The sequence below is a fragment of the Promicromonospora sp. NFX87 genome, assembly GCF_048564965.1.
Lineage (GTDB): Bacteria > Actinomycetota > Actinomycetes > Actinomycetales > Cellulomonadaceae > Promicromonospora.
Map to the genome: position 1 here is coordinate 6,489,091 of NZ_CP183413.1, position 22,584 is coordinate 6,511,674.

Annotated in this window: 19 protein-coding genes; 13 read left to right on the forward strand and 6 right to left on the reverse strand. The window is 72.3% G+C overall.

Annotation, left to right across the window (positions count from 1 at the left end):
• Positions 1 to 18: 18 nt before the first annotated feature.
• Together ACNYC2_RS29105 and ACNYC2_RS29110 are read left to right on the forward strand one after the other, a co-directional pair.
• On the forward strand, positions 19 to 2,067 hold the full coding sequence (locus ACNYC2_RS29105; RefSeq protein ID WP_419705066.1) for a cytochrome c oxidase assembly protein: 2,049 nt from the start codon (positions 19 to 21) through the stop codon (positions 2,065 to 2,067).
• Positions 2,068 to 2,118: 51 nt separating this feature from the next.
• Entirely contained in the window at positions 2,119 to 4,305 is a 2,187-nt protein-coding gene (locus tag ACNYC2_RS29110; protein WP_419705067.1) for a prolyl oligopeptidase family serine peptidase, read from the forward strand.
• Between the two features lie 107 nt (positions 4,306 to 4,412).
• On the opposite strand, the gene ACNYC2_RS29115 is transcribed toward ACNYC2_RS29110, so the two are convergent.
• Positions 4,413 to 4,706, reverse strand: a complete 294-nt coding sequence (locus tag ACNYC2_RS29115) for a hypothetical protein (protein ID WP_419705068.1) — start codon at positions 4,704 to 4,706, stop codon at positions 4,413 to 4,415.
• A 283-nt stretch (positions 4,707 to 4,989) separates the two neighbouring features.
• On the reverse strand, positions 4,990 to 6,075 hold the full coding sequence (locus ACNYC2_RS29120; protein WP_419705069.1) for a hypothetical protein: 1,086 nt from the start codon (positions 6,073 to 6,075) through the stop codon (positions 4,990 to 4,992).
• A 260-nt stretch (positions 6,076 to 6,335) separates the two neighbouring features.
• Between ACNYC2_RS29120 and ACNYC2_RS29125 the strand changes: the two genes are divergently transcribed.
• The 4 genes from ACNYC2_RS29125 (at position 6,336) to ACNYC2_RS29140 (ending at position 10,385) form a co-directional block, all read left to right on the forward strand.
• Positions 6,336 to 6,551, forward strand: coding sequence for a hypothetical protein (locus ACNYC2_RS29125; protein ID WP_419705070.1), 216 nt, complete (start codon positions 6,336 to 6,338; stop codon positions 6,549 to 6,551).
• A 10-nt stretch (positions 6,552 to 6,561) separates the two neighbouring features.
• Complete coding sequence (locus ACNYC2_RS29130; protein WP_419705071.1) at positions 6,562 to 8,508, forward strand: NHL domain-containing thioredoxin family protein; 1,947 nt, start codon at positions 6,562 to 6,564, stop codon at positions 8,506 to 8,508.
• Between the two features lie 228 nt (positions 8,509 to 8,736).
• Complete coding sequence (locus ACNYC2_RS29135; protein ID WP_419705072.1) at positions 8,737 to 9,669, forward strand: hypothetical protein; 933 nt, start codon at positions 8,737 to 8,739, stop codon at positions 9,667 to 9,669.
• Between the two features lie 62 nt (positions 9,670 to 9,731).
• A complete protein-coding gene (locus ACNYC2_RS29140) occupies positions 9,732 to 10,385 on the forward strand; it encodes an HAD family hydrolase (RefSeq protein ID WP_419705073.1) in 654 nt (217 codons plus the stop codon).
• A gap of 98 nt (positions 10,386 to 10,483) precedes the next feature.
• On the opposite strand, the gene ACNYC2_RS29145 is transcribed toward ACNYC2_RS29140, so the two are convergent.
• Positions 10,484 to 10,990: a PTS sugar transporter subunit IIA gene (locus tag ACNYC2_RS29145; protein WP_419705074.1), complete on the reverse strand. Its 507-nt coding sequence runs from the start codon at positions 10,988 to 10,990 to the stop codon at positions 10,484 to 10,486.
• Between the two features lie 211 nt (positions 10,991 to 11,201).
• Here ACNYC2_RS29145 and ptsP point away from each other — a divergent pair, with 211 nt between their 5' ends.
• The 3 genes from ptsP (at position 11,202) to ACNYC2_RS29160 (ending at position 15,260) form a co-directional block, all read left to right on the forward strand.
• Positions 11,202 to 12,851 (forward strand): phosphoenolpyruvate--protein phosphotransferase, encoded by a 1,650-nt coding sequence (gene ptsP / locus ACNYC2_RS29150; RefSeq protein WP_419705075.1) that lies wholly within the window; start codon positions 11,202 to 11,204, stop codon positions 12,849 to 12,851.
• A gap of 82 nt (positions 12,852 to 12,933) precedes the next feature.
• Positions 12,934 to 13,812 carry a sugar phosphate isomerase/epimerase family protein gene (locus ACNYC2_RS29155; RefSeq protein WP_419705076.1) on the forward strand — a complete coding sequence of 293 codons (879 nt, stop codon included), beginning with the start codon at positions 12,934 to 12,936 and terminating at the stop codon, positions 13,810 to 13,812.
• Positions 13,813 to 14,123: 311 nt separating this feature from the next.
• On the forward strand, positions 14,124 to 15,260 hold the full coding sequence (locus ACNYC2_RS29160; RefSeq protein ID WP_116677252.1) for a magnesium and cobalt transport protein CorA: 1,137 nt from the start codon (positions 14,124 to 14,126) through the stop codon (positions 15,258 to 15,260).
• Positions 15,261 to 15,389: 129 nt separating this feature from the next.
• Here ACNYC2_RS29160 and ACNYC2_RS29165 read toward each other — a convergent pair whose 3' ends face one another.
• Entirely contained in the window at positions 15,390 to 15,995 is a 606-nt protein-coding gene (locus ACNYC2_RS29165; protein WP_419705077.1) for a TetR/AcrR family transcriptional regulator, read from the reverse strand.
• A gap of 303 nt (positions 15,996 to 16,298) precedes the next feature.
• Here ACNYC2_RS29165 and ACNYC2_RS29170 point away from each other — a divergent pair, with 303 nt between their 5' ends.
• Both ACNYC2_RS29170 and ACNYC2_RS29175 read left to right on the forward strand, forming a co-directional pair.
• Complete coding sequence (locus ACNYC2_RS29170; RefSeq protein ID WP_419705078.1) at positions 16,299 to 17,309, forward strand: hypothetical protein; 1,011 nt, start codon at positions 16,299 to 16,301, stop codon at positions 17,307 to 17,309.
• Between the two features lie 519 nt (positions 17,310 to 17,828).
• A complete protein-coding gene (locus ACNYC2_RS29175) occupies positions 17,829 to 18,881 on the forward strand; it encodes a pirin family protein (protein WP_419705079.1) in 1,053 nt (350 codons plus the stop codon).
• Here the strand turns inward: ACNYC2_RS29175 and ACNYC2_RS29180 are convergent.
• The gene (locus tag ACNYC2_RS29180; RefSeq protein WP_419705080.1) at positions 18,850 to 19,626 is read right to left on the reverse strand and encodes an NUDIX hydrolase; all 777 of its coding nucleotides are present in this window, start codon (positions 19,624 to 19,626) and stop codon (positions 18,850 to 18,852) included. The two genes, ACNYC2_RS29175 and ACNYC2_RS29180, sit on opposite strands and share 32 nt — an antisense overlap.
• 88 nt (positions 19,627 to 19,714) lie before the next feature.
• Between ACNYC2_RS29180 and ACNYC2_RS29185 the strand changes: the two genes are divergently transcribed.
• Entirely contained in the window at positions 19,715 to 20,755 is a 1,041-nt protein-coding gene (locus ACNYC2_RS29185; RefSeq protein WP_419705081.1) for an SPFH domain-containing protein, read from the forward strand.
• A 1-nt stretch (position 20,756) separates the two neighbouring features.
• A complete protein-coding gene (locus tag ACNYC2_RS29190) occupies positions 20,757 to 21,668 on the forward strand; it encodes a hypothetical protein (protein ID WP_419705082.1) in 912 nt (303 codons plus the stop codon).
• A 56-nt stretch (positions 21,669 to 21,724) separates the two neighbouring features.
• Here the strand turns inward: ACNYC2_RS29190 and ACNYC2_RS29195 are convergent, their stop codons facing one another.
• Positions 21,725 to 22,450, reverse strand: a complete 726-nt coding sequence (locus ACNYC2_RS29195; protein WP_419705083.1) for a GntR family transcriptional regulator — start codon at positions 22,448 to 22,450, stop codon at positions 21,725 to 21,727.
• Positions 22,451 to 22,584: the final 134 nt, after the last annotated feature.

Sequence of the window (22,584 nt, forward strand, 5' to 3'; positions counted from 1 at the left end):
GCGCCTAGGCTGGTCTGCGTGACGCCGACCGACGCCCGGAACAGGACCAGCAGACCTGCGCGGACGAGCACCGCGAGCGGCCCGACGAGCCCCTCGTGGCTCGTCACCGCCCTGCCCGCCGCAGGCCTCGTGGCGCTCGCGGCGCTCTTCGCCGCGGGTACGTTCTCGGGCGCCTTCACCGCGTTCGCGAACTTCACCGACCCGGGCGCCTTCGTGCGCTGGGGCGCTCCGGTCGCGACGGTGGTCACCGAGCTGGCCGTGGCGCTGACCGTCGGGGCCCTCGCGCTGGCGGCCTTCGTGCTGCCGCGCGGTCCGCTGGTCGACCGGGCCCTCGGCGTCGCCGGCGTCGCCGCCGGGGTCTGGACGCTCGCGGCGCTGGTGCAGCTGGTGCTGCGGTTCTCGTGGTCCTGGTACCTGCCGCTGGACGCGGAGGGGTTCGGCCCCGCGCTGATCGAGTACGTGACGACCATCCCCGTGGGCCGCACGTACCTGGGGATAGTCATCGTCGCCGCGCTGACGGCTGCCGTCGCACTGCTGGTCCGTGGCCCGGTGGGCGCGCTGGGCACCATCGCGCTGCCGCTGCTCGCTCTCGGCATGCAGTCCTCGACGGGCCACGCCGCCGGAGCCGCGAGCCACGACGTCGCCATCTCGGCCCTGTTCCTGCACCTCGGGGGTGCCGCCCTCTGGATCGGCGGGCTGGCGGCCATCGCCTTCGTCGGCCTCCGGCATGCCGCGACGGCCGACGTGATCCGGCGCTACTCGGAGATCGCGTTCTGGTGCTTCGCCGCCGTGGCGGTCTCCGGCGTCGTCAGCGCCTGGGTCCGGATCGGTTCGCTCGACGGGCTGAGCACCGACTACGGGACCCTGCTCGTGGTCAAGGCCGTGCTGCTGATCGTCCTCGGCGGCCTTGGCTACCTGCACCGCAGCACCGTCGTCGCCCGGCTCTCCGCCGCTACCACCACCAGGAACGCGGCGATCGGCCTGTTCTGGCGGCTCACCGCCGTGGAGGTCGGGGTGATGGGCGCCGTGTCCGGTGTGGCGGTCGCGCTCGGCTCCACCGCGCCGCCCGTGCCCGACGAGGCGATCGCCGACCCGACCCCCGCCGAGCTCGTCACCGGCCACCCGCTGCCGCCCGAGCCCACCGTGCTGCGCTGGCTCACCGAGTTCCAGTGGGACGTCATCGTCGCGTTCGCGTGCGCTGCCGCCGTCCTCGTGTACGTGCGCTGGACGCTGCGGCTGCGGCGCCGGGGGGATGCCTGGCCGGTCGGCCGCACCATCTCCTGGTGCCTCGGCATCCTGGTCCTGTTCTGGGCCACCAACGGCGGCGCGGCGGCCTACGGGCACGTCCTGTTCAGCGCGCACATGGTGCAGCACATGGTCCTCGCGATGGTGGTGCCGCTGTTCCTCGTGCTGGCCGCGCCCGTGACCCTGCTCCTCCGGGCGGTCCCCGCCCGCAAGGACGACTCCCGCGGGCCACGCGAGTGGGTGCTGGTGCTCGTGCACTCCGCCTTCGGCCGGTTCATCGCCAACCCGGTGGTGGCCGCGGTCCTGTTCGCGGGCGGGATGATCGCCTTCTACTTCACGCCCCTGTTCGAGCTGTCGCTGACCACCTACGCCGGCCACCTGTGGATGATCGCCCACTTCACGCTCGTGGGGTATCTCTTCGCGAACGCCCTGGTCGGCGTCGACCCCGGGCCTGCCCGCCCCGGGTACCCCCTGCGGCTCGTGCTCCTGTTCGCCACGATGGCGTTCCACGCCTTCTTCGGCGTCACGCTCACCTCCGGCACCGCCCTGCTCGTGCCCGACTGGTTCGGGCTCATGGGCCGCCCCTGGGGACCCAGCGCGATCGAGGACCAGCAGAAGGGCGGCGCCGTCGCCTGGGGTATCGGTGAGCTGCCGACCCTGCTGCTCGCGGTGGGCGTGGCGATCTCCTGGGCCCGGTCCGACGCGCGCGAGGCCAAGCGGAACGACCGCAAGGCGGAACGGGACGGCGACGCCGAGCTGGAGGCGTACAACGAGATGCTGGCCGAGAAGGCCAGGCAGGCAACCCAGCAGCGCGACTCCTGACCCGCCAAAAATGGCGCCCACAACGCGAGGCGTGCGTGATAGACGTGTCCGGTGAGCGAATCCCCGCAGACCCCGTTCCACGACCTCGACCACTACGTAGCGATCCCGCGCCTCGCCGGCCTCACGGCCAGCCCGGACGGCACCCGCGTCGTCGCAGCAGTCCAGACGCTCGACGGCGAGCGCACCGGCTACCGCACGGCCCTCTGGGAGCTCGACCCGGCGGGTGAGGCGCCGGCGCGGCGACTCACCCGTTCCACGAAGGGCGAGTCGTCCGCCGTCTTCACGCGGTCCGGCGACCTGCTCTTCACCTCGGCCAGGCCCGACCCGGACGGCGCCCCGGCCGGCTCGGCCAGCGAGCCGACGTCGGCCCTCTGGCTCCTGCCCGCCCACGGCGGCGAGGCCCGCGTCGTCGCGACCCCGCCCGGCGGCGTCTCCGGGGTGCTCGCCGCCCGCGACGCCGACACGGTGAGCGTCGCCACGAGCCTCCTGCCCTCCGCGAAGGGCCTGACCCAGGACGCCGAGCTCCGCAAGGCCCGCAAGGACCAGAAGGTCTCCGCGATCCTCCACACGGGCTACCCCGTGCGGTTCTGGGACCACGACCTCGGACCCGACCAGGTGCGGCGCTTCGCCGGCGACCTCGCGACGCTCACGGACGAGCCGGCGTCCCCGCTGCCGGACGCCCCCGGGACCACCGGCGCCAAGGACGAGATCGCCGAGGAGGAGAACCCGTCGTCGGGCAAGCACCTCGACCTGCGTGACGTCACGGGCCCCGGCCGCCACCTCGAGGAGCACTCCGCGGACCTGTCGGCCGACGGCACCACGCTGGTCACCACCTGGGCGGTGCCCGACGCCGGTGCCGCGACGCGCAGCACGCTCGTCGTCGTCGACACGGTGACCGGCGACCGCCGGGTGCTCGTCGACGACCCGGACGCCGATGCCGGGGAACCGCGCATCTCGCCCGACGGCGCCTGGGTCGCCTACGTGACCGAGTCCATCTCGTCCCCGACCGAGGCCCCCGTGGTCCGCCTGGCCCTGGTGCCCACCGACGGCTCCGCCGAGCCGGTGGTCCTCGCCGACGACTGGGACCGCTGGCCCGGCCGGCCCACCTGGCTCCCGGACGGCAGCGGCCTCCTGGTCCAGGCCGACGACGACGGCCGCGGGCCGGTCTTCGTCCTCACGTTCTCGACGGCTCTCCCGGGCAGCGACGTCACCGTCGAGAGGCTGACCGCCGACGACGCGGTCTTCTCCGACCTCTCCGTCACGTCCGACGGCGCCACGGTGTTCGCACTGCGCGCCTCCTACGCGGCCCCGGCCGAGCCCGTGCGGATCGACCTGGCGGGCTTCCTCGCCTCGGGCGCACCGGGGGAGCGGACGCCGGTCGCCGCGACGCTGCTGCGCTCACCGGTGGCGGCTCCCGCACTGCCGGGCCGCCTCACCGAGATCGAGACCACCGCGGAGGACGGTTCCCGGGTGCGCGCCTGGCTGGCCCTGCCTGCCGACGCCGGTCCCGAGGCCAAGGCGCCCCTCCTCCTCTGGATCCACGGCGGCCCGCTGGGCTCCTGGAACGCCTGGAGCTGGCGCTGGAACCCGTGGCTGATGGTCGCCCAGGGGTACGCGGTATTGCTGCCCGACCCCGCGCTGTCCACCGGGTACGGCCAGGAGTTCATCCAGCGCGGGTGGGGTGCCTGGGGCCAGGCCCCCTTCACCGACCTCATGGCCATCACCGATGCCGCCGAGGCGCTGCCGCAGATCGACGAGACCCGCACGGCCGCGATGGGCGGCTCGTTCGGCGGCTACATGGCCAACTGGGTGGCCGGGCACACCGACCGCTTCCAGGCGGTCGTGACGCACGCGAGCCTGTGGGCGCTGGACCAGTTCGGCCCCACCACGGACGCCGGCTACTACTGGGCACGTGAGATGACGCCGGAGATGGCGCTGGAGAACAGCCCGCACCTGGCGGTGGGGGAGATCCGCACCCCGATGCTGGTCATCCACGGCGACAAGGACTACCGCGTCCCGATCGGCGAGGGCCTGCGTCTGTGGTTCGAGCTGCTGACGAAGTCGGGTCTGCCCGCCTCCGACGACGGCGAGACCGAGCACCGCTTCCTGTACTTCCCGGACGAGAACCACTGGGTGCTCACGCCGCAGAACGCCAAGGTCTGGTACCAGGTGGTGTCGGCTTTCCTGGCAGAGCAGGTCCTGGGCGAGACCCCAACCCTCCCGACCACCCTGGGCTGACCCAAGCACAGGTTTGCCGAGGTAGAGCGTGCGTCCGGACCCGCGCTCTACTTCGGCGACCCGAGGATGCGCGTCCGGACAGACGCTCTACTTCGGCGGGCCTGGGTTCAGCCCGCTTTCACCGCGCCTACTACGCGCACGCGTACGGCGACGTCGTTGATCTCCTCCGGGACCTTGTCCACGAGGCGGGGGTCCGTCACGTTGACCTGGAGGACCCAGCTTCCGCCGGATCCGGTCACCTGCTCGACCGAGACCTCCTCGGCCAGCACCTCGACCGACGATCTACCGGACGTGCCGGACTGCGCGTGCTTCTGTGCGGGGTACTCACGCGGGGGCTGCCCGAGGGACGTCGTGAACTCCGGGGCGACGCCAACTCCGATCACACCGTCGAGCCCGGTCACTTTTTGCCGTAATGCGGCTTTTGCGGACCGAGCCTCGTCGAGTGTTGCCATCCCGATCACCTCCTGGTCATCCATTGTGTCCCCCGTGTCTACCCCCTCGCTCGCCGTCCCCCGCCGGTCGAGCCGCTCTTCAGAAGGTCCGCAGCGCCTTCGCAGGTCAGCGGGTTTCGCGCCGTTCGACGCGCCGAAAGGACACGCCCGCGCCCCCGGCCGGCAGGACCGACACGCCCGGCACGGGAAACGCTGGTGCGCATACCGAACGCCCCCCGAACGGGTGCCTGGCTCAGGCGAACGGGCCCGGTGGCTCCCTGGCCAGCTCGACCCCCAGGATCTCGAGCACCTGGTCGATCGGGTTGGCATAGGTGAGCCCCTTGCCGCTGGGCCCGCCGGACTCCGACCCGGCGAACAGGAGGCCGAGCGCCACGCCGTCCTCCCGGTACACGAGGGCACCCGAGTCGCCGCCGCGCGAGAACGGCTGGTCGTCGAGGCTCTCGATCTCGATCTGGTCGTCGAAGCTGAGCGCGCCGAGATCCTCGTAGCCCACTATGACGTCGTCCAGCTCGATGGCGGTGACCCGCCCGCGCGTGACCGACGTCGTGCGGCCCACCTTGCCGACGATCTCGCCGCCGAGGGCACGCGCGGTCTTGACCACGCGACCCACGGGGTAGTCGAAGTCCACGGGGACCCGGTCCAGGCGGGCGATAGCGGCGTCCGTGTAGGCGGGCTCCAGCGCATCGAGATCCACCACCTGGGTCAGCTCGCCGATCCGGTCGCCCGGCGCCAGGCCGCCGTCCGCAGGCCCGGGCTGCAGGACGACGTCGCCGGGCCTGGCCTCGGGAGACCCGGCCAGCACGTGGTAGTTCGAGAGCGCGTAGAGCTGACCGTCCCCGGCGTCGTCCCCGGAACTGTCCCCGCCGCCGGCGACCGCACGCGTCACGAACGCGCCGAGCGTCCCGGCCGTCACCCCCACATGGCCGATGGAGATGCCCGGCCGCAGCGGACGGCGCCGGTCCGTGTCGCCGTCGGCCTGCGACGTCGGCGCGGGCGGCCGCGGGCCCAGCTCGCTCACCGGGCGGATGCGCCCGGTCCGCCGGACGTCGGCCTCGGGGCCGATCTCCGCCGAGACCTTGCGCACTATCGAGCGGGCCCGCGGAATCCCCAGGCGGTAGCGGACGGCGATCCCGAAGCCGCCCCCTGCCTGGGGCACGAGACCCAGGGCGAGGGTGGGGGCGCGTACGACGTCGGCAGCCTCCGACTCCGTCTGCGCACCCAGGGACCGCGGTACTGCCACTACTCCATGCTTCTCGGCGAGCTCTCGGGCGAAGGCTGCGAGCTGCTCCTTCATCTTCCTGGCCTGGTCGCGGTCCATGCCCTGATCCTCTCCTCACCCACCAACACACACGGCCCCTGTGAGGGCGACACGCCGGTCTGCCCCAGAAAGTCATCCGATAGGCGGATATCGCCCCGCCAGGTTTGCGCGGTACGTTCCTCTGCTACCACCCAACCATGGCCGGGTGAAAGCCAGGAAGACCTGGGATGTCACAAAACATCCCCGGGAGACCTCCTGAATCGTTGGCGGTGCCCGCTCTGGACGCCGGCAAACACGGAACGGCGAAAATGATCGGGACGATGGACGAGACGCGGAGCGTGCGGGTGACCCGCGCCGACGTGCGGCAGGCCCTCATGTGGGCCCTCGAACGGGACCGCGCCGCCCTGCTCGCGCACCGGGCGGCAGTGCACTCCAGCAAGAGCGATCTCACACGACGACGCGCCGACAAGACACTTGTCGAGCAGTGGCGTGCCCGCAGGCCGGACACCGGGCAGGACGCCTCACCCCGAGAGTGACAATGGGCTCGTGCGTACAGGAGTCCAGAACCTTCCCCGGGTCCGCGCGTCCGAGCTCGTCGGGCGCGGCTGGCTGAACACCGGCGGCAAAGAGCTGTCGTTGGCAGACTTTCGAGGCCGTGTCCTGATCCTCGACTTCTGGACCTTCTGCTGTATCAACTGCCTGCACGTCCTCGACGAGCTGCGCGAGGTCGAGGAGCAGCACCGCGACGAGCTCGTCATCGTGGGCGTGCACTCGCCCAAGTTCGAGCACGAGGCGGACCCCGAGGCGCTCGCGGCCGCCGTCGAGCGGTACGAGGTGCGACACCCGGTCCTGGACGACCCGGAGCTGGTCACCTGGGGTGCGTACACCGCGCGGGCCTGGCCCACGCTCGTGGTCATCGACCCCGAGGGCTACATCGTGGCGCAGATGGCGGGCGAGGGGCACGGCTCGGCGATAGCCGCCCTCGTGACCGAGCTGATCGCCGAGCACTCGGCCAAGGGCACGCTGCACCGTGGCGCGGGGCCGTACGTGCCGCCCGCTCCGGCGTCGGGCACGCTGCGGTTCCCCGCGAAGGCTCTCGCGCTGCCCGACGGGAATCTCCTGGTCGCGGACGCCGGGCACCACTCCCTGGCTGAGCTGGCGCCGGACGGCGAGACGCTCGTGCGGCGCATCGGCTCCGGCGAGCGTGGTCTGGTCGACGGCGGGCCGGGCGAGGCGCGGTTCTCGGAGCCGAACGGGCTGTGCCTGGTGCCGGACGATCTCACGGCGAGCCTCGGCTACGACGTCGTGGTCGCCGACACCGTCAACCACACGCTGCGCGGCGTGCGCCTCGCGGACGGCGCCGTCTTCACCGTCGCGGGCACGGGCCGGCAGTTCATGGTGGGCGGCCAGGAGAACGTGCTGCGATCCGGTCCGGCCATGCCGTTCGACGCCGGCGAGGACTATCCCGCGCGCACCGTGAACCTCTCGTCGCCGTGGGACGTCGAGTGGTCGCCCGAGCTCGGAGCCTTCGTCGTGGCCATGGCCGGCAACCACACGCTCTGGGCGTTCGACCCCGTCGCGCGTGAGGGGCACGGGAGCGTGCGTCTGCTCGCCGGGACCATGAACGAAGGACTTGAGGACGGGCCGGGCGCCGGCGCCTGGTTCGCGCAGCCGTCCGGCCTCGCGCGAGCCGCGGACGGGTCCGTCTGGCTCGCGGACGCGGAGACGTCGGCGCTGCGCCGGATCGTCCCCGGGAGCGACGACGGCGCGGAGATCCGGACCGCCGTCGGCCAGGGCCTCTTCGACTTCGGGCACCGGGACGGTCCTGCCGACCAGGCGCTGCTGCAGCACCCGCTCGGTGTGGCCACGCTGCCGGACGGCTCCGTCGTCGTCGCCGATACGTACAACGGCGCGCTGCGCCGCTACGACCCCGCCACCGCCGAGGTGACCACCCTGGCCAAGGACCTCGCGGAGCCGTCGGACGTGCTCGTCGAGGTGGTGGACGGCGCGGTGCACCTGGTCGTCGTCGAGTCGGCGGCCCACCGGCTCACGCGGGTCGCGCTCCCGGCGGGCCTGGCGGGGGAGGTGCTCGACGGCGGTGCGCACCGGATGGCCCGGCCCGCGACCGACGTCGGCGCGGGACCGCTCCGGCTCGACGTGCCCTTCGTGCCCGCGCCGGGACAGAAGCTCGACGACCGGTGGGGCCCGTCGACGTCGCTCCAGGTCAGCGCCACCCCGCCCGAGCTGCTGCTGTCCGGGGCCGGGAACGGCACCGACCTGTTCCGCGACCTGGTCATCAACCCAGAGGTGGCCGAGGGCGTGCTGCACGTGACCGCCAAGGCGGCGTCGTGCGACGAGGTGCCCCTCCTGCCGAACGGCGAGCCCGACCCGGACGTGTTCCCTGCCTGCCACCTGGCGCAGCAGGACTGGGGCGTCCCGGTCCGTGTGGTGCCGGACGGCGACGCCGGGCTCACGCTCCCGCTCCGGGGCTGACCTGTCAGAAACCCGCGCACGTGTCAGAACCTCAAGTCACCCGAGTGGCCTGAGGGTCTGACACGTCGGGGGAGGTCTGCGGAGCGAAACTTGTCGGTCGCGTCGGGAGACCCTCGCTACGCGGTTCCAGGGCTTCGAATGCGACCACACGGGCCGGTAAGGGGGTTCCGTGCACAGGCTGCCGAGGGCGCCCAACGGCGGCGCAGATCGCCGGCGCAGGATCCAGGCATGACCGGATCACGAAACTTCGAGCGGACACCCGGGCTGGTGCAGCTCGCTCGCCGTCAGCATGCGGTGGTCACCCGCGCCCAGCTTGCCGGCGTCGGAATCTCTGCCCGGCATGTTGCCAGCCAGCTCGCCGCCCGAAGATGGCGCGCGGTGACGAGCGACGTCGTCGTGCTGTACACGGGGCCTCTGCCGCGCGAGGCAGAGCTTTGGGTGGCGGTCCTCGACGCCGAACCACCGGTAGCACTCGGCTCGTGGACCGGCCTCGCCAAGCATGGACTGCGCGGCTGGGATCGGGAGGGCACGCACATCGTGGTGCCGCGAGGTGCGAAGACCCGGCGGCTCCCCGGCGTCGTCGTGCACGAGTCGAGGCGGCCTGCGCCCGAGGACATCGTGCGCGTAGACCGGTTGCCCGTTCACACGGTGCAACGGTGCGCGGTCGATGCGGCGGCCTGGCAGGAGTCGCCCCGGACCGCCGTCGGGCTGCTCGCCGCGGTGGTGCAGCAACGAAAGGCCTCACCGGAGCAGCTGTGGGACCAGCTCGAAAGGGTGGGCCAGGTGCGCTTCCGTGATCTCATGCGCCGCAGCGTCGCCGACATCCAGGGTGGGTCAGATGCCCTCAGCGAGATCGACTTCGTCCGGCTGTGCCGTCGAAACGGCCTGCCCGAGCCCAAGCGCCAAGAACATCGGATCGATGCCCGGGGAAGGCACCGCTTCCTCGACGCCGAATGGATTCTCGACGACGGGCGACGGCTCGTGGTGGAGATCGACGGGATCGGACACATGGACGCGTCCCGCTGGTACGACGATCTCCTGCGGGACGCCGAGCTGGACGACGGCGACGGATCGATCCACCTCCGTCTACCGGCGTCCGCGGCAAGGACCGAACCGGAACGCGTCCTCGCGATCCTCACCCGCCACCTCCGATCCCCCTGACGTGTCAGACCCTCACGTCACCCGAGTGACCCGAGGGTCTGACACGTCTTAGGGTCGGGCCCATGGTGCGCACCGTGGTGTTCGACGTCGGAGAGACGCTGATCGACGAGTCCCGGATCTGGCTCGGCTGGGCCGCACGGCTCGGGGTCCCCCCGCTCACGTTCCTCGGCGTGCTCGGCGGTTGCGCCGCGCTCGACCTGCCGCATCGGGACGCCTTCGAGATGCTGCGGCCGGGTCTCGACGTGGAGGCCGAGATCGCCCGCTGGGCCCGGGAGGACCCGGACGGCCTGCGCAACGGGTTCGACGCCGACGACCTCTACCCCGACGTCCGGCCGGCCCTGACCGCGCTGCGCGAGGCGGGCCTCGACGTCGTCATCGCGGGGAACCAGCCGCCCGAGGCGCGCGCCGCGCTGGAGGCGATGGACCTGCCGGCGAGCGCGATCCGGACCTCCGACGAATGGGGTGTCCAGAAGCCGGAGCCCGGGTTCTTCGCCCGGGTCGCGGAGCTGTCCGGGGTCGCGCCGGAGGAGATCGCCTACGTGGGCGACCGGCTCGACAACGACGTCCTGCCCGCCGCCGACGCCGGGATGCGGCCGATCCTGCTGCGCCGGGGCCCATGGGGCTACCTCCATGCGCTCCGGCCCGAGGCGGCGCGCGCGACGGTCATCGACTCGCTGACCGAGCTGCCTGAGGTGCTGGCCGCGCGAGCCGGATGACCTGTCAGAACCTCACGAACCTGTCAGACCCACAGGTCACCCAGGTGACCTGAGCGTCTGACACCTCCCGGAGTGTCTGACAGGTCCCGGAAGGACGGTCACGGGAGGCGGAACAGCGGGTCGCCGGCCTGCACCCGGTGGCCCGGCCGGACCAGCTCCTCGAGGCCCTTCGGCCCGAGGTCCAGGGCGACGACCGGCACCAGGGGCGAGCGGCCGCCGTCGGACACCTCGGCGGGGGACCAGGCGATCAGCTGCTGCCCGGCGGCGACCGTGTCGCCCTCCGCGACGAGCAGGTCGAAGCCCGCACCCTTGAGCTGGACCGTGTCTATGCCGAGGTGCACCAGCACACCCCGGCCGCCGGCAGGCCCTGCGGTCCCTGCCGGCTCCGCCGGATCGGCGGACGGGACGAGCAGCACGAACGCGTGCGGGTGCAGCTTGACCACCACCCCGGCGCACGGTGCGACCACGCGCCCCCCGAGCTCGGGGTCGGGATCGATGGCGAGCCCTGGGCCGACGATGCTCTCCGCGAAGACGGGATCGGGCACGTCGCGCATCGCCACCACCCGTCCGGCGACGGGGGATCCGACGATCAGGGCCTCGGCCATGGTGTCATCTTGCCAGACCGCCGACTTTCCCGAGAGCAGCCCTTTGCCCGCCCTGGCGGCCTGGTCGTGCGGCCCCGGCGCTTCCGCCCGGCGAGTCCGCCCCGCAGCCTCTCCAGGTGCGGCCTCCTCCGAAAAACCGAGCCTCGCCCGGGGGAGCGCTCGCGTGTAACGTTCCGAGCGCACGCGACGACGAGCCTTGGGGAGCGTACGGATGACGAGCGAGAGGCTCACGGGGGTTCCGGCGAGCCCGGGGCGCGCAGCAGGTCCGGTGGTCCGGATGCCGGCCCGCGTGCCCGAGCCGAGGACGACCCGCCTGTCGGGCTCCGCCGACGAAGCCGTTCGTGCCGTCACGGAGGCCGCCGCCCGGGTGGAGGCCGACCTCGCGGAGCGGGCGAGCCGCGCGTCGGGCACCGCGGCCGACGTGCTCGCGGTCACCGCCGCCATGGCCGCCGACCCGACCCTTGCCGCGGGCGCCGCCCGGCGGGTCCGGGAGGACCGGCTCACCCCGGAGCGCGCGGTGTGGGACGCCGCCGGCTCGGTGGCCAACCAGCTCGAGGCCCTCGGCCCGCCGATGTCGGAGCGCGCCCGCGACGTGCGGGACGTCCGGGACCGCATAGTCGCCGCGCTCACGGGCGCGGCCCCGCCCGGTGTGCCCGACCCGGGGCATCCGTTCGTGCTGGTGGCGAGCGACCTCGCCCCGGCCGACACCGCGATGCTGGACCCGGCGGTGGTCACGGCGGTCGTCACGGCGCGCGGTGGCCCCACCTCGCACATGGCGATCCTGGCCCGCGCCCTGGGCATCCCCGCGGTCGTGGCGCTGCCCGGAGCGGGCGACCTCACCGATGGCGAGGAGATAGTGGTCGACGGCACGGTCGGCGTCGTCCTGCGCGCCCCGTCGCCGGCGGAGGTCGAGGGTGCCCGTCGTTCCATCACCGCAGCCACCTTCGACGGCAGGGGTGTCACGCGCGACGGGTCCGCGGTGGAGCTCGTGGCGAACGTCGCGGACCCCGCGGCAGCCCAGGCGGCCGCTGCCGCCGGTGCGCGGGGCGTCGGCCTGTTCCGCACCGAGTTCTGCTTCCTCGGGCGGGGCGAGGAGCCCAGCGTCGAGGAGCAGGTGACCGCCTACCGGGCGGTCCTGTCCCACTTCCCGGGCCGCCGGGTCGTCGTCCGTACGCTCGACGCGGGCGCCGACAAGCCGCTCCGGTTCCTCACCCCGGACCACGAGGACAACCCGGCGCTCGGTGTGCGGGGGCTGCGCACCGCCGTCGCGCACCCCGACGTGCTGGACCGTCAGCTGGACGCGATAGCCCAGGCCGCCGCCGCCGAGACCGCCGAGGTCTGGGTCATGGCGCCGATGGTCGCCACGGTCGACGAGGCGCGTGACTTCGCGGCTGCCTGCTCTGCCCACGGGCTGGAGCAGTCAGGCGTGATGATCGAGACGCCGGCAGCCGCGCTCCAGGCGCGCCACGTCCTGGCCGAGGTGTCGTTCGCGAGCCTGGGCACCAACGACCTCACCCAGTACACGATGGCGGCGGACCGCGACCTGGCCGGCGTCGCCGCGCTGTCCACGCCCTGGCAGCCCGCCGTCCTGCAGCTCGTCCGAGTGGCGTGTGAGGGCGGCGCGATGCATGGTGCTCCCGTGGGCGTGTGCGGCGAGGCGGCGGCAGATCCGCTGCTCGCTCCTGTCCTGGTGGGGTTGGGCGTAACGTCACTGTCCATGACCCCCCGCGCGCTGGCCGACGTCGCGAGCACCCTGGCAGGCGTGTCCCGGGACGAGTGCGTCGAGCTGGCACGGACAGTGCTCGAGTGCTCGACGGCGCAGGCGGCACGCGACGTCGTACAGGAACGTCTGCTCACTTGAACCCGCACTTGAACTCGCACTTCGACCTCATCTGAACCCACTGGTCACATCACAGTCACGTAGGCGCTTTAAGGTGGCCCGCATGCCCGAACCGATTCGGACCGAACCGCACGAGCCCGCTGCACCTGACGTGCAGGTCACGCTCTCGACGGCCTCGGTCTTCCCTCGCCGTGTGCCGCTGGCCTTCGAGTCGGCGGCCGAGCTCGGCTATGACGGCGTCGAGGTCATGGTCTGGTCCGAGGAGGTGACCCAGAACCCCCGGTCCCTCGCGAAGCTGGCTGCCGACACGGGCATGCCCGTGCGTTCGGTGCACGCGCCGACGCTGCTGGTGAGCCAGCGGGTCTGGGGCCGGTCCCCGGTGGCCAAGCTCGAACGGACCGCGGAGATGGCTCTCGAGCTCGGCGCGGGGACCGTCGTGGTGCACCCGCCGTTCCGCTGGCAGTACAAGTACGCGCGACAGTTCCAGGAGCAGGTGCGCGAGCTGAGCGCGACGACGGGTGTCACGATCGCCGTCGAGAACATGTACCCGTGGCGCGGCGGCAAGCGCGAGTTCCAGGCGTACCTGCCCGGCTGGGACCCGGCCGAGCACGACTACGACGCCGTGACCCTCGACCTGTCGCACGCGAGCGTGGCGCAGCAGGACGCGCTGACGCTGCTCCACACGTTCGGCGACCGCCTGCGGCACGTGCACCTGGCGGACGGCAACTTCGGGGCCCGGGACGAGCACCTGGTGCCTGGTCGCGGCAGCATGCAGGCCGAGAAGGTGCTCCAGGAGCTGGTCGCGCGACGCTGGAGCGGCGACGTCTGTGTCGAGATCTCCACCCGCGCGGCGCGCACGGCCGCCGAGCGACACGGCGACCTGGCCGCGTCGCTTGAGTTCGCGCGCGCCTACCTGTCGCCGACGCCGCACGACTTCCAGACTCCGCCCGGCGTGCACCACCGTCCCCACGACGCCTGGTGACGGATTGTGTGATCCTGCTCTCGAAAGGGTTCGATTCTGCGCCTCGACGTGGCTAGACTGGCCTCCGTCGAGAACGTACGGCGCGGCGATCCGCCGCTGGGACCAAGGAGGTGGCGCGCATGACACGTAGCGAGCCTCCGAGTAGTCCGAACCGCAGCTGAGCTGACGGTTCCCCTCCCGCCCTTGCGCGGGTACTCGCGCACCGGTGCGCTCCGCCCGTCTCGGGCGTGAGGTCCACCGGTCGTTCGGCCGTCTCCGCTGCGGTGTCCGTTCGCAGTCCTTTTCCTGCGCTCGACCCCCAGGAGTTCCCCATGGCTACGTTCCTGCCCTCCCGCCCTTCTCGTCCGCTGCTCGGCGTCCGGCGCCCGCGCCGCACCGTCGACGTGGTGCCCGACGTCGCCCCGCGCCCCGTCGCGCCCGCGCCCCGCTCGTCGGTGGTCGCCGCCGCGATCTACGACGACGGCATCCGCACCGCCGGCTACGACAACCTCGCCGAGACGTTCAGCGCGCTCCGCTCCCGGCCCGGCGGCATGGCCTGGATCGGGCTGGAGCGGCCGGACGAGGCCGAGCTGACGTCGCTCGCGCGTGAGTTCGACCTGCACCCCCTCGCCATCGAGGACGCGATCCAGGCGCACCAGCGCCCCAAGATCGAGCGCTACGGCGACACCCTCTTCGTGGTGCTGCGCGCGGCCCGCTACCTGGACGACGCCGAGGAGGTCGAGTTCGGCGAGCTGCACGTCTTCGTCGGCCCCGACTTCGTGGTGACCGTGCGGCACGGCGCCTCGCCGGACCTGGCGGCCGTACGGAGCCGCCTGGAGTCGGACCGCGAGATGCTCTCGCGGGGACCCGAGGCCGTCCTGTACGCGATCCTCGACAGCGTCGTGGACGGTTACGCGCCCGTCGTCGCCGGGCTGGACCACGACATCGACGAGATCGAGTCCGACGTCTGGGGCGGCGCCCCGGACGTGTCGCGGCGCATCTACGAGCTGTCCCGCGAGGTCATCGACTTCCAGCGGGCGGTACGGCCGGAGCAGGCGCTGTGCGCCTCGCTCGCCAAGGGCGCCGACAAGTACGGCGTGGACCCGGAACTGCAGGCCTACCTGCGCGACGTCGCGGACCACCTCACCGAGGCCGCCGACCGTATCGAGGTCTTCCGGGCCGCGCTGCGCGACATCCTGACCGTGGCCGCGACCCTCGTCGCGCAGCGGCAGAACGAGGAGATGAAGCACCTGTCGGAGGTCAGCATCCGCCAGGGCGAGGAGGTCAAGAAGATCTCGGGCTGGGCGGCCATCCTGTTCGCCCCCACGCTCGTCGGCACGGTCTACGGCATGAACTTCGAGGTCATGCCGGAGCTCGACTGGGCGTACGGCTACCCGGTCGCCCTCGTGGCGATGCTGGCCGTGAGCGTCGGCCTGTTCGGCGTCTTCCGCTGGAAGCGCTGGATCTGACCCCTCCCCACGCTGAAGTAGAACCGTGGCGAAGTAGAACCGCAGCGAGGTAGAACCGCAGCGCACCGAGCGCTCTACCTCGCCACGGTTCTACTTCGCCACGGTTCTACTTCGGCGTCAGCCGACGGCTCAGGCGGGGACGCGCTCCCGCGCCCCGACCGCGCGCAGCACGAACGACTCCGCGGCGCGGATGGTGCGTTCGCGGGCGAGGGGCTCGTCGGGGATGAGGCGGCCGGACAGGCAGGCGTTGACGAGATGCACCGTCGGCTCGATGTCCTGGGGCGGGAACGTACCCGCGTCGATCCCGGCCGTGAGGATCCGGCGGAGGATCGCCTCGACGATGTCGGCGTGCTCACGCAGGCGCTGCTGCGTGGCGCGGGACAGGACCGTCCGCAGGTCCGGACCGGGGGCGAGGTGGAAGACGCGGGTGAGCTGAGCCTGCTGGCGGATGTAGGTGCGCAGCTGCTCCACAGGGTCGTCCACACCGTCGAGCGCGCGCTCCAGCGTGTGGGCGTACTGCTCGGTCTCGTGCGTGATGAACCCGAGGAGCAGCGCTTCCTTGTCGTGGAAGTGGTTGTAGACAGCAGTCCGGCCGACGTTCGCCGCTGCGGCGATGTCGGCCAGGGTGATGGTGTCGAACCCGCGCTCCGCCATGAGGGTGGACAGAGCGGTGAAGAGCTTGTGCCTGGTCATCTGCCGGTGCTCGTGCAGGCTCTTCCCGATGATCTTGGGCATGCTGACATCATATGCCCGCCTCGTCAGGTAACTGGAACCCAGGATCGCAGGACGTGCCGGTCCGGAGCGGCAACGGAGGGGGGTCTTCGTGGTGACGATGGTGCCAAGCCCTCGTATGGCGTCTTTTCGGAGGCTGATGGCGGAATTTCCATCTTCTTGCGGTGAGACTCAGTCGCCAGTGAATATCCAAAGGCATACATGTCGGACGCTGCCCAAATAAACCGCGCCTGCTGTCACGAGCGTGTTTCCTCTTTGTAACATGCCTGCATCATCGCGGAAAGTGACCCGCAGTAAAGTGCGCGCATGACATTTCTGGCGGGTGTGATTCCAGCGGAACACGCCTCGGGTCACATTCTGATCCTGCCCAGTACGAACGGCCCCGTCACCGTCAGCGAGCTCGCTGCCGCGTGGTTCTCCGACATCGAGTGGCTCCGAGAACCGACCCGTACCTCGGGGTCCCGGCGGATGGCCGGTGCCCGGTTTCGCGGCATGGCGCAGCCCGACGCGCTGGTGCCGGGTGTCATGCGTCTGGGCGAGGCGCACGTGGCGACCGGCCCGTTCGAGGTCGGCGAGGCGCACCTCGCCGAGCTCAGCATCTCCGCCGTGAAGGCCGAGGCGTACTCGGTGGCCCGCGCGGACGGCCTGCGGGACGTCCGCGGCGCGGCTCCGACGTCGTACGGCGACCGGGACGGCATCGCCCGGACCTTCCCGCACGCCCTGCCGCAGGGCGAGGAGCTGCGCATCGTGCAGTGGATGGTCGCGGCAGCCCGCAAGTCCGGGGGCGCGGTGCTCGCGGACGGCAGGCAGCCCCTGGTCCCGGACCCTGCCGCGTCGGTCAACGTGGCGCTCTACGCGGCACACGTCCTCCTGCCGGGCGACGTGCTGCCGATGCTGCGCTCGCTCATCGCCACCGCCGACGTCTCCGCGGAGCAGGCCACCCCGGACGGGTCGCCGCGCTACACGCTCGCCGGCAGCACCGCGTACGACGGCGCGCTCGTCGTCGACGTGGAGCGCGTCGACCGGGTGCCGCGCGCGCTCGGTGCGCTGGACTGGCGCAGCTACGGGCCGTTCGCCTATCGGCTGAGCTGGGCCCCCGCCGATCCCTACGAGCTCGAGCTCGAGCAGGCGTCCGGACTCCACGTCATCGCCCGGGCCCGCATGCGTGCCTCCCTCGCCCGCCTCGCGGTGGCGCTCCAGAGCCGGATCGGGGGGATCCTCGTGGACGACGGTGGCTTCATCACCGGGTCGGAGGAGCTGGACGCACGCAGCGACCCGACGGCAGGCAGCACTCCGGGGTCGCGCGCCTGGGTTTGATCACCCTTTAGTTATCCACAGATCTTGTCCACAGCCCTGTGGGTGGTACGGGAAATCCGCGCTTGTTCCTGTGGACAGAACTGTGGGCAAAGGCGGGGTGAAAATTACAACGCCGGAGCAGTTGCCGCTCCTGCGACACGCGGATAGAAACGTGGCAATGGTTCGACGATTCGGGTGCAGATGCGGTGCGCTGCAGCAGTACCGACCGGCCCGGGCATCGGACACATGGTTGACCGGAGAACGACAGGACGTCCCGTACCGCGGTGCGGGCTGTGGATGACGCCACAGGTCCTGAACGGGGCCGGAAGACCGCCCGCGTCCGGGCGTCCGTGGAGAACAGGCCTGGTGCTCCAGGCCTGACGGATGGTTCGGGGCCGTGACGTCGACACGGCGCTCTGGTCCTCACTGAGGGTGGACCAGGGTGCGCGGTGCGCCAGGGCCCCCGGCCTGCCCCGGGGGCCCTGGCCGTGTCCCGGGACGGAGGGTCCCGGACGGATGGCCCCGGTCTAGGCTCGGCGCATGAGCAACCTCGAGACCCGGCCCGCCGAACAGGTCTGCGCGGCGGGCGAGCAGGGCGCCGGCATCGAGCTCCTCAGCCCGCGCGACGTCCCGCTGGGCGGCCCGCGGGCGATGAACGTGCGGCGCACCATCCCGCAGCGCGCCCGGTCCCTCGTGGGGGCGTGGTGCTTCAGCGACCACTACGGTCCCGACGACGTCTCGGTCGGCGAGGGCATGCAGGTCCCGCCGCACCCGCACACCGGGCTCCAGACGGTGAGCTGGCTCTTCGAGGGCGAGATCCTGCACCGCGACTCAGTGGGCTCGCTGCAGGCGGTCCGTCCGGGCGAGCTCAACCTGATGACGGCGGGGGTGGGCATCTCGCACTCGGAGGAGTCGCCCGCAGGGCGCCCGCCGCTCCTGCACGGTGTGCAGCTGTGGACGGCGCTGCCCGGGTCGGCCCTCGGCATCGACCCGCACTTCGAGCACCACGGTGACCTTCCGGTCGCGCGGCACGACGGCGCCGTCGTGCAGGTGTTCATCGGGAGGCTGGCGGTGGCCGGCGAGCAGCTGGCCTCACCCGCGACGACGTACACGCCGCTCGTGGGAGCGCAGATCGACCTGGAGCCAGGCGCGGAGCTCCGGCTCGACGTCGACGCGGACCACGAGCACGCCCTGCTGGTGGACAGCGGCGACGTGACCTTCGAGGGCTGCGGGGTGCCACCGGCCGGCCTCGGCTACGCGGCGCCCGGGCGGTCCACCCTCGTCGTGCGCGCGGGTGCCGGCGCACCGGCGCGAGCGGTCCTGATCGGCGGTCTGCCCTTCGCCGAGGACGTCATCATGTGGTGGAACTTCATGGGCCGCACGCACGAGGACATCGCGCGGGCCCGCGCCGACTGGATGGCGCTGGTCGCCGGGCTGGACCCCTCGGGACCGGACGGTGGGCCGACCGGTTACGCCGCGGGTGCCGCCGGACGCCGGTTCGGCCAGGTCCAGGGCTACGCGAGCGGGCCGCTGCGGGCACCGGCGCTACCGGACCTGCGGCTCAAGCCGAGGACGCGGCCCGGCCGGGGCTGACGGAGCGCAGCAGCGGGGGGTGCAGCACGGCGGCCGCCGGGTCCACGCCGGACGCAAGCCGGTAGAGCTCCGCCGGCCGCCCGGGGCCGCCCCCGCCGAGGCGGCCGGTCGGCTCCAGGAAGCCCGGCGTACCGGTCGCCTTGCGGTGGAAGTTACGCGCGTCCACCTGCGTGCCCCAGACCGCCTCGTAGACTCCGCGCAGCTCCGCGACCGTGAACTCGGGCGGGCAGAACGCCGCGGCGAGGGGTGAGTACTCGATCTTCGCCCGGGCGCGCTCGACGCCGTCGGCCAGGATCTGGTCGTGGTCGAAGGCGAGCGGGTTGCCCTCCTCGATCACCGGGACCCAGCGCGCCTCGGCCGCGTCGCCGCCGGCCGCCGGGAGCCCGAAGGCGGGGGCGAGCAGCAGGTAGGCCACGGACAGCACCGGCCCGCGCGGGTCTCGGCCGAGCGGGCCGTAGGTACGCAGCTGCTCCAGGTGCCACGGGCCCGCGCCGGCCACCCGGGCCGGGACGGTCAGCCCCGTCTCCTCCTCGAGCTCACGCCCCGCGGCCTGTTCCAGGGTCTCGTTCGCCAGCACGAACCCGCCCGGCAGCGCGGCCTGTCCCCGGAACGGCTCCAGGAGCCGGTCGACGACGAGCACGTGCAGCGCTCCGGCACGCACGGTGAGCGCCACGACGTCGACCGTCACGGGGAAGGAGCCCGCCGTGTCGGGTACTGCGGTGCGAGCGGGTGATGTTCGGGCCATGGCATCGACCGTACATTCTCGTCATCTTGACGAAAAGCCGAAGGGTCGGTTATCGTCAATCTGACGATAATCGGATGAGAGGTCGACGATGGCAACGATCAAGCTCTACCCCTGGGTCCGCCAGTTCCTGGGCTCACCGAGCGACTACGTGGTTCACCTCAGCAAGGGCCGGGTACGGCACGAGGGTGTGGGACAGGCCTTCTGGTTCCGCCCCGACACGTCGGTGCTCAGCGAGGTGCCCGCCACCGACCAGGAGCTCCCGGTCCTCTTCCACGCGGTCACTCGTGACCAGCAGGACGTGAGCGTGCAGGCGAACGTCACCTACCGGTTCGGTGACCCAGTCCTCGCCTCCCAGCGGCTGGACTTCGGCATCTTCCCCGTCCACGGCGCCGGTCAGGAGGCGAGCGGTCGCCAGCAGGTGGGTGCCATCGTGGGCCAGCTCGCCCAGAGCCTCACCGTCGACCTGATCGCCACGCTGGACCTCGCCGACGCGCTCGCGTCCGGCATCGGACGGGTCCGGACGGCGCTCGGCGGGCTCGGCGACGACGCGCGCCTGGTCGCGACCGGCATCGAGGTGCTGGGTGTGCGCGTGCTGGCGGTCCGGCCCGAGGGCGACGTGGAGAAGGCGCTGCGTACGCCCGTGCGCGAGCGGCTCCAGTCCGAGGCTGACCGCGCCACCTACGAGCGGCGCGCCGTCGCCGTCGAACGGGAGCGCAAGATCGCCGAGAACGAGCTCGCGAGCCAGATCGAGCTCGCCTCCCGCCGCGAGCAGCTCGTCGCACAGGAGGGCGCGAACAAGCGCAGGGAGGCCGAGGAGGCTGCGGCGGCCGCCCTGGTGTCGGCCAGGTCCGAGGCCGAGCGGCGCGAGATCGCGGCGGCTGCCCAGGCGGCCTCCCTGCGGCAGCTCGGCGAGGCCGAGGCGGCCAAGGAGGCGGCGCTCATGGAGATCTACGCGAACGTCGGGCGCGAGGTGCTCGCTGCGCTCGCCCTGCGTGACGCCGCGGCCCACCTGCCGAACGTGGGCTCGCTGACCGTCACGCCGGATCTGGTGAGCGGGCTGCTGGGTGCGCTGACCGCACCTGCGGCCGGTGCACCGGCGTCGGACGGCGTGCCGGCCGCGGAGCGCTGAGGTGGGTCTGCGCACCCGGGCGGTGCTGGTGCACCGCCGCACGGAGCTCGACGAGCTGCTCGACCGGCACGCCACACGTGGCCAGGCGGAGTTCTTCCTCCGCACCCGCGGCCGCACCCTGGCGGATGTCGAGGCCCGGCACGAGGCCGCGGCGTCGGCCCGCCGGGCGGTCGCGGCGAGCGTGCCGTCCGACTGGGCTCTCGCGGAGGTGGAGCGGGCCGACCTGGACCGCTTCCTCTTCGCGCCGGAGGACGTCGTGCTGGTGGTGGGTCAGGACGGCCTCGTCGCCAACGCGGCCAAGTACCTGGACCGGCAGCTCGTGATCGGCGTGAACCCGGAGCCGGGCACCAACCTCGGCGTCCTGGTACGGCACGACGCCGACGGGGTCGCGGACATCATCGCCGGCCTGGCGGACCCCCAGGGCAGGGCCGGGGAGCCGGCGTCCGTCGTGCGGTGCGACGAGCTCACGATGGCGCGCGCACGGCTCGACGACGGCCAGGAGCTGCGCGCGGTCAACGAGCTGTTCCTGGGGCACACGAGCCACCAGTCGGCGCGCTACGTGCTGACCGTCGGTGGGGGCGCGGAGCGGCAGTCGTCGTCGGGCCTGATCGTGAGCACGGGCACCGGCGCGACCGGGTGGTCCGCCTCGATCGCGCACGATCGTGGCGGACGGCGGCTGCCCGCACCCACCGAGCAGGCGCTGGCCTGGTTCGTCCGGGAGGCCTGGCCGTCGCCCGCGACCGGCGTCACGATGACGGAGGGCACGCTCGGGGACGACGGTGAGCTCGTGGTCACCGTCCAGTCCGACCGGCTCGTCGTGTTCGGGGACGGGATGGAGAGCGACCGGCTCGAGGTGTCGTGGGGACAGGAGGTCCGGATCGGGGTCGCGGAGCGACGGCTCCGGCTCGTGTGAGACCGGGGCGCTCGGCGCCGCCGTGGCCGACGAACGGCCGCGGCGGCCTGAACGCCTCAGCCGTCGATGTCGTACCGGAGCATGAACTCGCCGGCGTCGAGCACCACGTAGCTGACCTCGACCGGCGTGCCGTCCTCGGTGAACGCGGTGCGCGTGACCGACAGCACCGGTGTGCCGGGCTCGATCCGTAGCTCCTCGATCTCCTCGATGGTCGGCATCCGGCCCACCACGTCCTCGCGGAACCGCACCGGCGCATGTCCGGCCTCGGTGAGGCGTGCGTGGGTCCCGCCCGGCCCGACCTCCTGGGCGGCGATGGGCGTTCCGGCGGCTATCGCCGCGGGCAGGTACGACGTCGCGAACAGCACGGGCTTGCGCTCGCGCAGGTGGAGCCGCTCGCGCACGGTCACCTTGTCGCCCTCGGCGAGCCCGAGCGTCGTCCGCACCTTCTCGGGCGCTTCCGCCTCCGCGGTGACGGCGAGCGTGCGGACGGTGAGCCCGGCGCCGGTCTCGTCAATCTCGGCGGTCACCGTCGAGCTGCCGTCGGCCTTGCCGCCGGTGGTGTCCCGCACGATCGGCTCGAAGGCGCGCACGAACACGCCGGAGCCGTGCCGGGTGACGGTCAGCCCCTCGTCCTTGAGCATCGACAGGCCGTGGCGCGCGGTCATGCGCGCCACGCCGTAGTTCGACATGAGCGCTGCTTCGCTCGGAAGGCGATCGCCCGGTTTGTAGGTCCCGGAGCGGATCGCGGCACGAAGATCCTTGGCGATGCTTGCGGCAGTCACACGTCCCTCTCTAGACACGGAACCCACCTAACCCGCAGCCAGTGCGTATACGCAACTTTTCGGCGTAGCGGTTGCGGTGCCCAGTTCGCGCCCAACAGGCTGTCTATGCGCCTAGAGGTAGGCGCGGAGAGGTG

Coding starts and splice junctions, on each gene's coding strand:
- ACNYC2_RS29140 (WP_419705073.1), top strand. CDS start 9,732: ATGGTGCGCACCGTGGTGTTCGACGTCGGAGAGACGCTGATCGACGAG.
- ACNYC2_RS29125 (WP_419705070.1), top strand. CDS start 6,336: ATGGACGAGACGCGGAGCGTGCGGGTGACCCGCGCCGACGTGCGGCAG.
- ptsP (WP_419705075.1), top strand. CDS start 11,202: ATGACGAGCGAGAGGCTCACGGGGGTTCCGGCGAGCCCGGGGCGCGCA.
- ACNYC2_RS29135 (WP_419705072.1), top strand. CDS start 8,737: ATGACCGGATCACGAAACTTCGAGCGGACACCCGGGCTGGTGCAGCTC.
- ACNYC2_RS29170 (WP_419705078.1), top strand. CDS start 16,299: ATGACATTTCTGGCGGGTGTGATTCCAGCGGAACACGCCTCGGGTCAC.
- ACNYC2_RS29165 (WP_419705077.1), bottom strand. CDS start 15,995: ATGCCCAAGATCATCGGGAAGAGCCTGCACGAGCACCGGCAGATGACC.
- ACNYC2_RS29120 (WP_419705069.1), bottom strand. CDS start 6,075: ATGGACCGCGACCAGGCCAGGAAGATGAAGGAGCAGCTCGCAGCCTTC.
- ACNYC2_RS29145 (WP_419705074.1), bottom strand. CDS start 10,990: ATGGCCGAGGCCCTGATCGTCGGATCCCCCGTCGCCGGACGGGTGGTG.
- ACNYC2_RS29155 (WP_419705076.1), top strand. CDS start 12,934: ATGCCCGAACCGATTCGGACCGAACCGCACGAGCCCGCTGCACCTGAC.
- ACNYC2_RS29185 (WP_419705081.1), top strand. CDS start 19,715: ATGGCAACGATCAAGCTCTACCCCTGGGTCCGCCAGTTCCTGGGCTCA.
- ACNYC2_RS29180 (WP_419705080.1), bottom strand. CDS start 19,626: ATGGCCCGAACATCACCCGCTCGCACCGCAGTACCCGACACGGCGGGC.
- ACNYC2_RS29175 (WP_419705079.1), top strand. CDS start 17,829: ATGAGCAACCTCGAGACCCGGCCCGCCGAACAGGTCTGCGCGGCGGGC.
- ACNYC2_RS29160 (WP_116677252.1), top strand. CDS start 14,124: ATGGCTACGTTCCTGCCCTCCCGCCCTTCTCGTCCGCTGCTCGGCGTC.